Source organism: Bacillus cereus group sp. BcHK124 (genome assembly GCF_027712065.1).
GTDB lineage: Bacteria > Bacillota > Bacilli > Bacillales > Bacillaceae_G > Bacillus_A > Bacillus_A pacificus.
On record NZ_JAQFPJ010000010.1, the window covers coordinates 45272 to 60588 of the forward strand.

Sequence of the window (15317 nt, forward strand, 5' to 3'; positions counted from 1 at the left end):
AAGGTGTTTTTTTATATGTCATATAGCATCTTGTTAACGAACAGCTTTTATTTAATTAGGAAGGAAGTAGATTAATATGATTTTTTTATAAGTGTTACTGAGCATATCAAATTAGCTCATCTGCACTAAAGGCTGAATTTTCGCCATAAATGATTGGTGAAGTGCTTCAACACCTGTTACTAAATGAAGGCGGTCAATAACGACAGACACTTTAATTTCTGATGTACTTACCATTTTAATATGAATATCTTCTTCTTTTAAAGTAGTGAACATATTCGCAGCAACACCTGGATTAGAGACCATACCAGATCCTACAATTGATACTTTTGCTAAATGATTTTCATATTCTACTGATTCATAGTGAAGTGCCTCTTGATTTTGTTCCAATACTTCTAATGTTTCTCTTAAATCATTAGAATGGATGGAGAAGGAGAGATGAACAGTTCCTTCATTTGTAATACTTTGAATGATAATATCTACATTAATATGTGCCGCTGCTAATGTAGAGAAAACAGTTGAAAGTGAGCCTTGTTCCAATCCTTTCAATGTGATGCGTGTAATATTATCTTCAAATGCAATACCTTTAACGATTGATTGTTGTTCCATGTTACATTCTCCTTTTACAATTGTTCCGTTTTCTTGTTCCATACTTGAGCGAACTTCTAACATGACATTATGATTTTTAGCAAACTCAACAGCACGTGGGTGTAATACACCAGCACCGAGGTTTGCAAGTTCTAACATTTCGTCATAAGAAATTTCATCTAATTTATAAGCATCTTTTACAACTCGTGGGTCCGTCGTATATACGCCTGTCACATCTGTGTAAATATCACATTTTTTTGCGTTTAGTGCAGCAGCTAATGCGACAGCAGTTGTATCAGAACCGCCTCGTCCAAGCGTTGTAATTTCAAAATCTTCACTGACTCCTTGGAAACCAGCTACAATAACAATCGTGCCTTTAGTAAGATAAGATTGAATGCGATCTGTATTAATTTCAGTAATCCGTGCACTACTATGTACAGATTCTGTCGTAATACCAGCTTGCCATCCTGTTAATGAAATCGCGTTATACCCTTTTGCTTGTAGTGCCATCGTTAATAATGAAATAGTTACTTGCTCTCCTGTCGATAGAAGCATATCCATTTCACGTTTACTTGGATTTTCTGTAATTGCGTTAGCAAGTGCTACAAGTTCATCTGTACTTTTTCCCATTGCTGAAACGACAGAGACGATACTATGTCCTCGTTCATATTCTTCAATAATTAAATTTGCTACATGTTGAATACGCTCAACACTTCCGACAGAAGTGCCACCAAATTTTTGTACAATCGTTTCCATTGCGAATTCCTTCTTTCATCCATTTTTAAGAATAGATTAGGACATATATAAATCCCAATATTCCTGTAGTTACCAGAGAAAAACAAAAAACACCATCTCAAATAAGTGAGGATGGTGCTGTTACAGGAAAAGGGAAACAGAAAACGGAGCTAATAAAAAAACCGCCAAAAAAGGAATACCATGAAAATGATATCTCTTTTTTGTAGATAGCTCTTCATACATACGCGTCTGTACATATGACAGTTCTGTTTCTATTCGAAAACAGCCCCAATCGATACATACAGAGAAATATATCGATTTCGGCAATACTTCCTTTCATCTAATTTCATAGACCTCTCTGTGTCTCCATTAGAATACTCATAAGTATCGCAACCTCTATCTCACGTTTTAGGCGAGAGTGTTTGATTTATGAAGTTGTTGGTAACATTTGTTTTATAATAATTTAAATTTTTTGGGGAATCAAGTGTTTTGTATAAATTTTAAAAATTCTATTTTTTACGAGGAAGTTTGTGAAAAATGTAGCAAAATAAATTTATTACATGTACATTAAAATTATAGTTCATTGGAGGTGGAAGAATGAAAGGGAAAAAGCCTATTTATGTTTCAGCAGAAATGAACACAACGATGGAGAAATTATGGGAATATACGCAAGAACCACATATACATACAGAATGGGATGCTCGCTTTACTGAAATTTCATATTTAGAGAAAAAAGAAGGAGAACCACAGAAATTTCTATATAAAACAAAAATCGGATTTGGACTTGAAATAGCTGGGGAAGGGGAATCGATAGGTGAAATAAGAAAAGAAACAGGTGAACGGATTTCTTCTTTAAAATTTTGGACAGACAATCAATTATCACTTATTCAAATAGGGCGTGGTTATTGGAAGTATGCACCGTGTAAAGAACACATTCATTTTGAGACACAATATGATTATGATACGAGGTTTGGTCGTATAGGGAATGTAATAGATTTCTATATGTTTCGGCCATTATTAGGCTGGGCGACTGCTTGGAGTTTTGATGCTTTAAAATTATGGTTAGAAAAGGGACTTCATCCTAGATTGCTCATTAGAAGAACAGTGACGTATTGGCTCATATGTTTTTTATTTGCTTTCGTATGGATGTATCAAGGAATAGTACCGAAACTAGTGTTTACTCATTCAGAAGAAGTAAAAATGCTATCGGTGATGGTTGGTTCAACTGAACATAGTATTTTTGTACTTAAAATAATTGGATTACTAGAAATTATTTTTGGTGTCCTATGGCTGTTACCATTTCCAAAACGAAAAGTATTTGTCGTACATATTTTTATGTTAATAGCCTTAACGATAGCAGCAGGATTTACGAATATCGCAAGCTTTACAGAGCCGTTTAATCCAATTACGTTAAATCTACTTCTAATTGGATTATCGATTGTCGGTTATATAAATAGTACGAATTTGCCAAGTGCAAAAAATTGCAAGAGGAAGAGAAAGGGATAATGTATGGCTAATATGTATGAAAGACTATTAGGGGATTCTTATAAAAAACTTCATCCGAAATTACAGAAACGTTATGAGATTACAGAAGAAAATAGCTTTATTGGAGAAGGGAAGATGGATGAAATTTACGGTGGTTCTTTTTTCGTAAAATTCATATTAAAAATTGCATCGAAGTTTCGAATGTTTTTCTCTGAGAGAGGTAAGGGAGTGCCATTTACAATACATAATACCGCTGAGCGTGATGAACATGGACATGAACTTGTGCGGTGGAATCGTACTTTTTATTTTCATAATAAGAAAAGATATTTTAATGCGGTAATGAAACTTGATGAAAATGAAATTGTAGATTATTTTGGTGAACCACATTTACTCGTCTCTACATTGAATTTTTATATTGATGAGTTAGGGGCAATGCATATTTCTTCAAAGAAACAATGGTTTTACATGTTTGGAAGGAAAGTCCCGTTACCTAGGTTTTTATACGGGGAGGCCAACATTGTAGAAAGTTATGATGAAACACAACAATGCTTTCGAATTCATGTTCAAGTACGCAATCCGTTAATTGGTTCATTATTTTCATATAGGGGAATGTTTGTGGAGAGGAAATAAATAATATGAAAAATATAATAGTTGGACTTGTTTGTTATATTATTTTTCTAATATGTGAGTGGCCAAATATAAATCCAGTGGAAGCAATTATTTTATTAGCTATGTTGTTATTTATACCGATGTCATTTAGCATCATTGATAAGAAAATAAGAAATGGATCATATGTATTCTTTTATAAATTTTTATCGTTTTTATATCCAATCGCAGCAATTAGTGCAATGTTAGCTTTCGTAACAAGTCACTATTTCTTTGCGCTATTTTGGTTTGTATATACAGGAATTGTCGCGTTATTTGGTGTGAGTAGATTACTAGAAAGAGGATGGAAACCGTTAGAAGAAACGGCAATCGATAGTGCGTTTATTTATTTGTTTTTAGGTGGCTTCTGGTTTTTCGCCTCAGTAGCAAAGCTTTCCATTATGCACTTTAGTTCTGACATTGTTTTACTCACAGCTGCACACTTTCATTATTCGGCGTTTCTATTGCCGTTATCGGCTGGTTTAATTGGGAGAAAAAGAGAAAAGAGAAGTAAAGTATATGATGTTATTATGTTTGTCATCGTTATTTCACCTCTGACAGTCGCAGTAGGAATTACGTATTCAAGGGTATTTGAATTTTTTGCAGTGTTCCTATATTTATGCGCTATTTATGGTTATGGAATTTATGTTTGGCGTACGAAATTTAATGCTATCAACGCAAAGATTCTTCTGATCATATCGTCTAGTACACTTATGGTAACAATTATGTTTTCACTTATATACTCGTATGGGAATTTGAAACATGTAATGACGATTACAATTGCTCAAATGGTTTGGATTCACGGTGTTGTGAATGGAATTGGAGTAGCGTTACCGGCATTTGTCGGCTGGATGATTGAAAATAGTGTTCCGAACTATAAATATTACGGGAAACCAATGAGCAGATTAAGAGGAAAGGCGACAGTTGGTGAAGCGTTTTTACATAACAGAAATGTAATAGATAGTAAGGAATACAACGGTTTAGTTGATAAAATGAATGATTTTCATAGTGAGGCATTTGACGTGACGAAGATACCTTTAAGCATTATTCGGTTTTATGAAAATACAAAAGAGTATGAGTTACAATCGCATATTAAATGGACTCGTTCGTTCCGCCTGTTAGCATTTTGTTATGAGAAAATGAGTAAGCGTGTAGGACAAATACATTTAGGAATGGGCGGCAAGTGGGAAACAATGCACGGCTCTATCATAGGGGTAATGGATGAGAAGGATGGAAGGGAGAATGTAAGAGCTTGGTTAAGAAAAAATGAAGCAGGAGCATCTATTTTTGTAGCTCTTTACTCAAAACATACGTATAAGAATGAGACATATATGAATATCGCATTACCTCTACCATATTCGAATATGACGGGGATTTTAAAATTACGTAATGATAATAATAATTTAATTATTACTAGTAAGCTGAGAAGAAATGGTAAGGGAGATGAGGGGATTTATTTACATACTCGTTTCTTTACAGTACGGTTACCGTTAGCAGAGACGTTTATTATTAAAGAGGGCACCAATCAAATGTTAGAAGCTAACCATAAAATGTGGATATTTGGAGTTAAGTTTTTAGAAATTGATTATGAGATTAAGAAAATAGAGGAGAAGTAAGAAAAGCTTGGAGAGATTCCAAGCTTTTTTACGTATGGGTAATTGTCATAGCGACTTGTTTATCTAAGTCTTTGTCCCAAACACGTTGAATTTCAAACGTACCTTTTTCAAAAAATAATGGAAATCTTTCTTTAAACCAATCTTGCATAGGAAGATTTAGTGCTGTATTGATTGGTACCCATAATAAATTGCCTTCAGGAGGATTCGAAAGGAGTTCACCTTCAAATGAATCTGTCCAATAGTTAAATACCATATATCGAACATTTTCTTTCGGATTTACGTATTCATCTAATCCTTTAAAAGTTAAATTTGAAACAAGTAATCCAGTTTCTTCTTTTACTTCCCGTTTAGCAGCTTGAACGATACTTTCTGGAAAATCTACTTTTCCGCCGGGAGCGATGTAACCAGGGAAGCCAAGGTGATTGGGGCGCTGTATTAACAATACTTTGTTATTCCGCTGAATCATACACATTGTATACATACGGTGCTCTATATCTTTCCAATTGTTGCTCATATGAATCTCTCCTCTTAATAAAATCTTATAGTTTTTAACTATAGTTATGTATGACAAAAAATACAATAATAATACAATATTATACAATTTTCAATTGACTATTACTAATTTTCAGTACTATAATGAGTCTGTTACATAAATACATCGTACTTGAGAGGGGAATATATTCTATGAAAAATAGAATAATCGCAGCAGGAGTAATTGCAGCTAGTATATTATCTTATTCATCTAGTAGTTTCGCGCAAACGAAAAAATTTCCAGATGTCCCAGCTAAACATTGGGCAGAAGACTCTATTTACTATTTAGTAGAGAAAGGTGCAGTTACAGGTAACGAAAAAGGAATGTTTGAGCCAGAAAAAGAAATCACTCGTGCAGAAGCAGCTACAATGATGGCTAAAGTCTTAAACTTACCAATCGATAAAAATGCTAAACCATCTTTCGGTGATTCTCAAAACCAATGGTATACCCCATTCATCGCAGCTGTAGAAAAAGCTGGCGTTGTAAAAGGGAAAGGAGCGGGCGTATTCGATCCAACTGGGAAAATTGACCGAGTTTCAATGGCCTCTCTTATTGTAGAAGCTTACAAATTAGATTCTAAAGTAAATGGTACTCCAGCAACTAAATTCAGTGATCTAGAAAAAAGTTGGGGTAAAGCAAAAGCTAACATTCTAGTTGAATTAGGGATTTCTATTGGAACTGGTGACAAATGGGAGCCTGAAAAAATTCTAACTAAAGCAGAGGCAGCTCAATTTATTAAAAAGGCAGATTCTCTTAGAATAGGTAACCCTTTAGTAGAAAAGGTAGTTATTATTGATCCTGGTCATGGAGGATTTGATCCGGGGAATCCAGGACAAGGCGTAGAGGAAAGTAAAATTGTATTTGATACATCTTTAAGATTACAGAAGTTGTTAGAAAAAAATACACCTTTAAAAGCTTTGTTAACACGTGAAGAAAACGGAAATCCAGGAAGTAACAAAAATGAATCTCTTGCGAATCGAGTAAAATTTGGTCAAGAGAACAATGCAGATATATTTGTAAGCATTCATGCAAATTCTTCTGAAAAACATGATGGTCATGGAACGGAAACATATTATTATAAAAAATCCAAGCGTGGAGAAGAGACACAGATTGAAAAGGATAGTGAAGTATTAGCGAATAAAATTCAAAATAGAGTAGTAGAAGCACTACATACAAGAGATAGAAAGATAAAAGACAATCACTCACTTTATGTAGTAAATAATAATACAGTACCAGCAGTTTTAACAGAGCTTGCCTTTATTGATAATGATATAGATAATGGTAAATTAGCTACTGAATCAGGAAGACAAATTGCTGCTGAGGCAGTTTATGCTGGTATTTTAGATTATTATGAATGGAAAGGTTTCGATGTTGCAAAATATCGTTTAGCTAAATAACAATGTTGATTACTAAGCCCATCGCCTTTATATAGATGGGCTTTTTATGTGATTTTATGTAATTTTGTATCGAAATAAAAAGATATATCGTATTATGTTAATTATAAATAAAATAATGGTAGATTAGTTGATTTTTATCACGTATACTTTTACTGTTGACTATTTAAGAGTTTGTTAGTTTAATAGGGAAAATTACACGATAAAGGGAGGCAAGTTAACACGGGAACAAGCATATAAAAAACGTGTTAAAAAATTTATGAAAAAAGTTATTTCTAATGTGTTAGCAGTGACAGTCGCGCTTCAAGTAGTGATGGCTCCAGCAACTTCGTTTGCATCTACAAAAGAATTTCCAGACGTTCCAAAAAATCATTGGGCACTTGAAGCAATTACTGATTTAACGTCAAAAGGGATTATTGCAGGTTACGATAATGGTAAATTCGGCTTCGGAGATGTTGTAACTCGTGAGCAAGTAGCAGCATTAATGTATCGCGCATTAAAACCAGAAGCAAAAAGTGATTATAAAAATCCATACTCTGATATTAGTGCAGGAACGACAATGTTCCCAAAGGAAATTTTAGCATTAACAGATATGGGGATTTTCGTAGGTGATGATAAAGGAACGTTTAGACCGAAAGAATCATTAACTCGTGCTGAAATGTCTGTTATTTTGCAAAGAGCATTTAAATTAGAAGTAAAAGCACCACATACATTTAATGATATAGATGCATCATATTGGTGGGCAAAAGAAGCAATTAGTGCATTGCAATCTAATGGTGTATCAATAGGGAATGGACTTGGAGGATTTGATCCATCAGGTGTATTAACACGTGAAAGCTATGCACAATTGTTATATAGAGCGATGCAAATTAAAAAGGATGTTCCTGCTGAACAGCCTTCATATATTAATCTAGATGTGACATTACCATCTAACGTAACAGCGCAAGAGATTGATAATTATATTCAAAGATTCCATCCAGATAGCCCGTTAGTTGGAATTGGACAAGACTTTATTAAAGCGCAAAATGAGTATGGTGTGAATGCACTATACTTAGCTGCACATGCAATCTTAGAATCTGGTTACGGTAAATCAGAAATTGCATATCGTAAACATAATTTATTTGGTTTAAGAGCATATGATCGTGATCCATTTGCATATGCAAAATATTTACCGTCATACGGACTAAGTATTTCATATAACGCTGATTATGTAAAAAAGAACTACTTAGAAGAGGGTGCAAGATATTTCAAAGGTTACACATTGCCAGCAATGAATGTTATGTATTCAACAGATACAGCATGGGCTGGAAAAATCGCTAATATCATGGAACGCATTAAGCCTTTTAATAAAGCAGATTACCAAAATGCAAAACGACTACCGAAAAACCCTAATACATTAAATGTAGAAGTATTAAGTGAAGCGATTCCTTATACAGATTATGCAAAAGATGCAAAAGCTACTGTCCAATCGGTAGGATCTTACTATCAAGTTCCATTCCCGTTTAACAATCCAATTAAGAGTGTACCAAATGTGACACAAAATGAAGTTGGAAAATTAGAAAATGGTACAAAAGTAAATGTATATCGTGAAGATCCAAATGGCTGGGTAGAATTTTCATTTGAAAATGCGCAAGAAAAATATTGGACATTGAAGAAGAACTTAAAATTATAAATAAAAAGGTGTTTTCATTTATGAAAACACCTTTTTTATTTATATTTAACATGTAATATTTTTAGATTCAGTATGAGTTTCTTTTTTATGTTTTTACCAATAATTAAACCGTTTCATATATAATTAAAAGTGTTGAAGATTGAATTTTCTGTTTTTGTTTTATTGTTAACTTAATTTGAAAAGAGGAGAGGTATATGCAAGAAGAAATACCAACAGAGAAAAAATTAAGCTATATCGGTAAATTGCTATTGCCAGTTAAAGCGTCACCACATTTTAAATTTTTATGGATTGGGCAATTGCTTTCGACTTTAGGTAGTTCGATAACGATGGTTATTTTGCCAGTCGTTGTGTATTCATTAACTGGTTCAACAGTTGTAATGGGAATGACTATGGCAATGTACATGCTCCCTAATATTCTTGCGTTACCGTTTGCTGGATTAGTCGTAGATCGAATGGATCGGGTGAAAGTAATGTTATTTACAGATATAATTCGCTGCATATTAATGCTATTACTTGCAACACTTATATTTATGGATGTATTAACAATTCCACTTCTATATGTACTTGTAGCATTATATGGACTTATGGAAGGCATATTTCAGCCAGCGTATGCGGCTGTAAGAGCGAAAGTATTTGTACCAGAAATTCGAAATGCAGCTAATGCATTAACGCAAATGAGTAATCAAGGTATACGACTAATTGGACCGGCTCTTGGAGGATTAATCGTTTCAGTTGCATCTGCCGGAATAGGGTTTGGACTAGATGCAGTAACGTATTTGTTATCATTTTTTTGTTTATTATTTTTAAGAGAAATAAAGTTTAAAAAAGTAAAACCTATTGAAAAGAAAAAAGTCGATTATAAACAAGAGTTTATGGAAGGTGTTTTTGTTTTAAAAAGTCATCCGTGGCTATGGATTACAATTTTAGTCTTTTCTTTCATCAATATTTGTTATGCAGGAATTATCGTCGTATTAATTCCATGGTTATTTAATGTTCATCATCATTTTGAAGCATATGTGTATGGATTAGGAATGGCATCCTCTGGTGTTGGAGCTGTAGTTGCTGCGCTAATATTTGGCGGAAGAGAACGGTGGTATAAGCGGGGAATACTTGCCTATGGTGGTGTTTTAATAAGTGGTTGTGCGCTTTTAATAATGCCGTTCATTACTTGGGCACCTGTTTTAATTGTATTAATGGCAATTGAAGGGTTCGGTATGATGATATTTGGACTCATTTGGGAAACGAGTTTACAAGAGCTTGTGCCAGAAGAAGCATTTGGAAGAGTGGCAAGCCTTGATATGTTAGGTTCATTTGCTTTATTGCCACTAGGTTATGTAGCTGTAGGATGGTTAGCTACTGTCATAGGTGGCGAGATAACGATTATAACACTAGCTATTTTAGTACTTGTAACAATTGGAGTAGCATTATGTGTGCCGAGTATTCGAAGATTTGATTGATGATATAAGGGAAGGTGGGAACGACTTATATGCTTATAGAAAATTTGAACGATATAGTCGCAAAGGAATGGGACAACCAATATACTTTGCAGGAAAAGGTCTTTGAAGCAAAAAATTTCACAGTCTATATTGCTACCCATAGAGAAAATAAGCTAGCATATAATCAACTAGTATTAATAAAACATTTTTGTAACGAAAAGCCTTCCGTGCATATTTGGCATAAGAAAATTAGCACCGATGCAACAAAACTGGACATCACAAAAGAAGTGACAGAAGCCATTCAAACTGGTTTTGTAAATGAAGAGTAAGCCCTAATTAAATTAGGGCTTACTCTTCATTAAATACAAATGTTTGTTTCATTTTTTTACTTTCATTTACTGGATGGCCGTTGTAAGAAAAGTTCTTTTCTTCCCAAGTAATCACAACTTTAAAATTATGGCTATTAAAGTCTAATGGGAATACCATGTAGTCAAAGCTTGTATGACTTTTAGAAATATTTTCATTAGGTGTAGTAGGTTTAAAGGTAGCTTTAGAGGTAGGATTGTTATCAAGTATTTCCACGGATACGTTTGATACATCATGACCGATGTTTTTTACGAGTAAACTATATGTATCAAATACACCTTGTTTTGGCTGGATTGCTTGCTTGTTTACGTTATGAGATTTATCAATTTCGATATACCATTGTTTAGACTTTGATGCAATTGGTAGTGATTGAAATGTGTATGCACTAGCTTGTATTGGTAGTACTAAACAGATTAGTGAAAAGAGAGAAAATATTTTTCGTTTCATTTTTAGAGAGCTCCCATTCTGTAACGGATTTATTTGTTATTATCTTCTCTTTATGTTAAGTTATACCATATAATGTAAGGGATTCGTTTTATGAATATTGGGTTAGGAGTTATTATATTATTTGCTATGCTTGTACTTAGTTTTATTACATCTTTTTCTAAACAAGAAAGCCGATCCGCCTTTAGGCATGGAATGAAATGAAAGGGAAGTTGGATCCGGAATACTACTAAAAACCGTAAGGATCGTGGTACTTTAAGTATCCGAAGTTTAGATAGTGTCTTCAGATTTTTTATTTTAATTTTTCAGAAATAAATGATAATAGAAGAATGTTTTAAGGTGTTGGTTGAAGGGATATGTAACGAGTTTGATATGGCAATGGTATGTGATACTAACAGCGTTCATTTGTTTTTAATTAAACGGACGGTCATCCCCTTAACCCTACAAATAAAATGATTAATATCAAAATGTTTAAGAGAAGAATTCTCTCATCATAAGGTTAAATAGTAATAGTATGTTTAAGGGATTAAAGAAGGAAGCTGTGTAAAGGTCATACTACACAGCTTTTTTGTACATCTAATTTTAGAATAATCAATTAAGTGTATTTAATTGTTACGTATACGTAGTTCTGTCTCACTATCAAAAAAATGTGCTTTTGTTAAACTAAAGGCTACTGAAAGTTTATCGCCAGCTTTCAGTTCTGATCGAGCATTAATTCGTGCGACAAAACTTTGATTTTCAAGTTTTCCATGTATCATAGTCTCAGCACCTAATAGTTCAGCAACTTCAACATTAATTTCGACAGTTGAATCGGGAGAAGATTGAAGGACAATTGGTTCATCGTGAATGTCTTCTGGACGAATACCGAGTATAAGTGTTTTTTTATTGTATCCCTTTTTCTGCAATTTTTTTAATTGCCCTTCTGGTACTTTAAAACGAATGTTTTCTATATGAAAATAGTTATCTTTTAATGTTCCAGTAAAAAAATTCATAGCTGGAGAACCAATGAATCCGCCAACAAAAACATTTTCAGGAGTATCATAAACTTCTTTTGGTGTACCAACTTGTTGTATGATACCATCTTTCATCACAACAAGGCGTGATGCCATTGTCATTGCTTCCGTTTGGTCATGTGTTACATATATAGTAGTTGTGTTTAAGCGGCGATGAAGCTTAGAAATTTCTGAACGCATACTTACACGTAATTTAGCATCTAAATTGGATAGAGGCTCGTCCATTAAGAATACTTTTGCATCACGAACGATAGCTCTTCCTAATGCCACACGCTGGCGCTGTCCACCCGATAATGCTTTTGGTTTTCGCTTTAAATAATCTTCAAGACCTAATATTTTTGCTGCCTCAGTTACACGACGATTAATTTCACCTTTTGGTAGTTTTCGTAATTTTAAACCAAACGCCATATTATCGTAAACAGACATATGTGGGTATAGTGCGTAATTTTGAAATACCATTGCAATGTCACGATCTTTTGGAGCGACGTCATTCATAAGTTTACCATCAATATAAAATGAGCCGTCAGAAATGTCTTCTAAACCTGCAATCATCCGTAGAGTAGTTGATTTTCCACAACCAGAAGGGCCAACAAATACAATAAACTCTTTATCTTGAATATGTAAATTGAAGTCAGAAACAGCAGTTGTTTTATTATCGTATAATTTGAAAATATGATTTAATACGAGTTCGGCCATTATACATCACCCCTATTTTTATAATTAACTGAATTATAAGTTTTATTTAATGTAAGGTGAATTGGTAAGTTGCACAAAAAAAGTTAATTTTTTTATGCAAAATTACGAGATGTTCAAAGAAAGAAAAGCCAAATAAACAGCCACAGCACCTTCAAATGTTTTTATATTCAATCCTGTTTTTTCAATAAATTTGTCAATTCGATACTGTAAAGTATTTCGGTGTAAATATAATTGTTTAGCCGCAAGTGATACATTTAAATTACATTGGAAGAATACTTTAATACTCTCTATTAGTTCTTTGTCATTGGAAATATTTTCCAATAAACAATTTGTATATTTTTCTCTTTTTTCTTTTGGTAATAAGGTCATTAATTGATAAGGGAGAAGTTGTTCAATGTATGTAATTTTCTTTGATAAATAGGGAGAAAGATAAGAAAATAAATTTCGTTCCCATTGATACAAGTGAGAAACTTGATTGGTTTGGGTGTAGTGTCTGCCGACAAAAAAGGATAAGGATATAAAAAAATCTGTTTCTAGCGTATCAAGGGCTGTTTGCAATCTATATTCAGATATATTTTCTGTTAAGATGAGGACTCCAGTTTGTGAAGTTTCCCATATTGTAGGAGTATCAAAACCAAATATTGAATGTAAAGCATTATGAAATTCTTCTCGTTCCGTTATAGGATGCGTTGTGAAGAAATGTAAAAAGCGTACAGATGTTATTTGAATATCTTTACTCTGATATAACGCTTCGTACCAATACTTTTCTATTTTTGTTTCGTAGCATGTGTCAGTATGGATGGGAGTTAAGAGGGATGAAAGCAATTGACACTCCCGTTTATGTAAGCGAGATTTACGAATTCCTACTCTATTCCCGTCAATCAAAAACCAACTGTAATCTTCAGAAAGTATGGCTTCATTAATTTTTATATCTTTAGCGTAATATTTTTTTAATTGTTGAATCATATCAACACTCCTTATCTTTATATTATTTATTAATAACAAATTATATAGGGATAATGGATTAATACAGTTCGTGATGAAAATTTAAAAAATTCAGAAAATATATTGCGGAGGAAAAAGTGATAGTGTTATACTTCATAACAACTGGTAATGACAACATCATGTCGTGATCAAATTGGTATATGTATAAATAATATATCAATGATAGTTTATTCCTTCAACTGGTAATGACATAAGTCTACTAAAATTGATAGGGAAGGGAGAGAAGAGCATTGTTTTTATAAATGAATAAAACTCGTTTGTAAACGCTTTATTTACAAGGTGCTCAAAATCTTTTGTAAAGTTGATTATATTAGTTTAATTTGTCGTCAGTGAATTACAAGAAACATAAGTAAAGATTATGTTATATAGATGATTGTTTCTAGAGGAGGAAAAGGGATGAAAAAGTGGTTTATTTTCTTTTTGTCAACATTGCTATTGGCAATAGTAGGATGTTCTAACAGTGGCGAAAAAGTTAACACGTCATCTAAAGATGAAAAAATAGAATTACGGTATGCACTTTGGGATAAGAAACAACTACCAGCAGTGGAAAAAGTGGTTCAACAGTTTAATGAAAAACATCCGAATATTAAGGTGAAAATAGAATTAACAGCGTATGGGCAGTATTTTCAGAAGCTTGAAACGGCAGCAACAGGAAATGCATTGCCGGATGTATTTTGGATGAATGGACCAAATGTTGTGAAATACGCTTCGGGGAAAGTATTGATGCCTTTGGATGATAAAGCGAAAAAGGATAAGTATAAATTGGAAAATTATCCGAAATCTTTAGTTGATTTATATACAGTAGATAATAAAACTTACGGTATTCCAAAAGATTTTGATACAACGGCACTTTGGTATAATAAAAAATTATTTGATGAAGCTGGAGTAGCATATCCAGATGATTCATGGGATTGGGAGAAAATGAAAGAAGCTGCAAAAAAATTGACGAAAAAGGAAAAAGATGTTTGGGGATTTGCAGCAGCAATGGGAAATCAAGGTGGCTATTATGATCTCATTTACCAAAATAAAGGGTATGTTCTTTCTAAAGATAAAAAAACAGTAGGATTTAATAAACCACAAGCAATTGAAGCGTTTAATTATAACATTAGTTTTATTAAAGAAGGATTATCACCAACATTTGCTCAAATGACAGAGACAACAGCATCTGATTTGTTTTTATCAGGTAAAGTAGCGATGATTTTTGATGGGCCTTGGATGGTACCAGAATATAAGAAAAATCCTGATTTAAATATTGCTGTTATGCCAAAAGGGAAAGAAAGAGCTGTTATGATTCATGGTCTAGCAAATGTCATCTCAGCGAAAACAAAATATCCGGATGCAGCTTGGGAATTTGTGAAATATTTAGGTTCTAAAGAGGCAGCAGATGTGTTTGCAGAAACTGGAACAGTTATTCCTGCTTTTAATGGAACACAAGAAGCATGGGTTAAATCCGTTCCAAACTTGAATTTACAAGCGTATATCACTGGTCTTGAATATTCTTACCCATTACCGAGTGTGAAAAATACAGGAGCTTTATGGGAGCAAGAAACGAAAGTATTAAAAAGGGTATGGGGAGGAGAATTGAATGTTGAAGATGCAACAAAAGAATTAACAGAGAAGGCAAATGAAGTTCTTTCTAAAAAATAAGGAGAGGGATCCTCTCCTTACTTTAAATCAAAAATTATGGGAGGAG

Annotated in this window: 13 protein-coding genes and 1 riboswitch; of the genes, 8 read left to right on the forward strand and 5 right to left on the reverse strand. The window is 33.4% G+C overall.

Annotation, left to right across the window (positions count from 1 at the left end):
- Positions 1-111 precede the first annotated feature (111 nt).
- Positions 112-1341: an aspartate kinase gene (locus tag PDK19_RS16350; protein ID WP_049114143.1), complete on the reverse strand. Its 1230-nt coding sequence runs from the start codon at positions 1339-1341 to the stop codon at positions 112-114.
- 199 nt (positions 1342-1540) lie between these two features.
- Positions 1541-1727: riboswitch (Lysine riboswitch) on the reverse strand.
- A 190-nt stretch (positions 1728-1917) separates the two neighbouring features.
- Here PDK19_RS16350 and PDK19_RS16355 point away from each other — a divergent pair.
- The 3 genes from PDK19_RS16355 to PDK19_RS16365 are packed head-to-tail and all read left to right on the forward strand — an operon-like array spanning position 1918 to position 5066.
- Positions 1918-2826: a DoxX-like family protein gene (locus PDK19_RS16355; protein ID WP_014893857.1), complete on the forward strand. Its 909-nt coding sequence runs from the start codon at positions 1918-1920 to the stop codon at positions 2824-2826.
- 3 nt (positions 2827-2829) lie between these two features.
- A complete protein-coding gene (locus PDK19_RS16360) occupies positions 2830-3435 on the forward strand; it encodes a DUF4166 domain-containing protein (protein WP_014893856.1) in 606 nt (201 codons plus the stop codon).
- Positions 3436-3440: 5 nt separating this feature from the next.
- Entirely contained in the window at positions 3441-5066 is a 1626-nt protein-coding gene (locus PDK19_RS16365; RefSeq protein ID WP_049114140.1) for a YndJ family protein, read from the forward strand.
- A gap of 28 nt (positions 5067-5094) precedes the next feature.
- Here the strand turns inward: PDK19_RS16365 and PDK19_RS16370 are convergent, their stop codons facing one another.
- Positions 5095-5580, reverse strand: coding sequence for an 8-oxo-dGTP diphosphatase (locus PDK19_RS16370; RefSeq protein WP_270707607.1), 486 nt, complete (start codon positions 5578-5580; stop codon positions 5095-5097).
- A gap of 170 nt (positions 5581-5750) precedes the next feature.
- Between PDK19_RS16370 and PDK19_RS16375 the strand changes: the two genes are divergently transcribed.
- The 4 genes from PDK19_RS16375 to PDK19_RS16390 all read left to right on the forward strand — a co-directional run bounded on the left by PDK19_RS16375 (position 5751) and on the right by PDK19_RS16390 (position 10429).
- Entirely contained in the window at positions 5751-6995 is a 1245-nt protein-coding gene (locus PDK19_RS16375; RefSeq protein ID WP_270707609.1) for an N-acetylmuramoyl-L-alanine amidase, read from the forward strand.
- Between the two features lie 256 nt (positions 6996-7251).
- A complete protein-coding gene (locus PDK19_RS16380) occupies positions 7252-8664 on the forward strand; it encodes an S-layer homology domain-containing protein (protein ID WP_000756005.1) in 1413 nt (470 codons plus the stop codon).
- 194 nt (positions 8665-8858) lie between these two features.
- Entirely contained in the window at positions 8859-10121 is a 1263-nt protein-coding gene (locus tag PDK19_RS16385) for an MFS transporter (protein ID WP_270707612.1), read from the forward strand.
- 29 nt (positions 10122-10150) lie between these two features.
- Positions 10151-10429 (forward strand): hypothetical protein, encoded by a 279-nt coding sequence (locus PDK19_RS16390; RefSeq protein ID WP_016717143.1) that lies wholly within the window; start codon positions 10151-10153, stop codon positions 10427-10429.
- A gap of 19 nt (positions 10430-10448) precedes the next feature.
- Here PDK19_RS16390 and PDK19_RS16395 read toward each other — a convergent pair whose 3' ends face one another.
- From PDK19_RS16395 to PDK19_RS16405, 3 genes are all read right to left on the reverse strand, one after another.
- On the reverse strand, positions 10449-10913 hold the full coding sequence (locus PDK19_RS16395; protein ID WP_074542492.1) for a hypothetical protein: 465 nt from the start codon (positions 10911-10913) through the stop codon (positions 10449-10451).
- Positions 10914-11515: 602 nt separating this feature from the next.
- Positions 11516-12619 carry an ABC transporter ATP-binding protein gene (locus PDK19_RS16400; protein ID WP_074614965.1) on the reverse strand — a complete coding sequence of 368 codons (1104 nt, stop codon included), beginning with the start codon at positions 12617-12619 and terminating at the stop codon, positions 11516-11518.
- A 102-nt stretch (positions 12620-12721) separates the two neighbouring features.
- Positions 12722-13585 carry a PucR family transcriptional regulator gene (locus PDK19_RS16405; RefSeq protein ID WP_000615933.1) on the reverse strand — a complete coding sequence of 288 codons (864 nt, stop codon included), beginning with the start codon at positions 13583-13585 and terminating at the stop codon, positions 12722-12724.
- 435 nt (positions 13586-14020) lie between these two features.
- Between PDK19_RS16405 and PDK19_RS16410 the strand changes: the two genes are divergently transcribed.
- Positions 14021-15271, forward strand: a complete 1251-nt coding sequence (locus tag PDK19_RS16410) for an ABC transporter substrate-binding protein (RefSeq protein WP_000758667.1) — start codon at positions 14021-14023, stop codon at positions 15269-15271.
- The last annotated feature ends 46 nt before the right edge of the window (positions 15272-15317 follow it).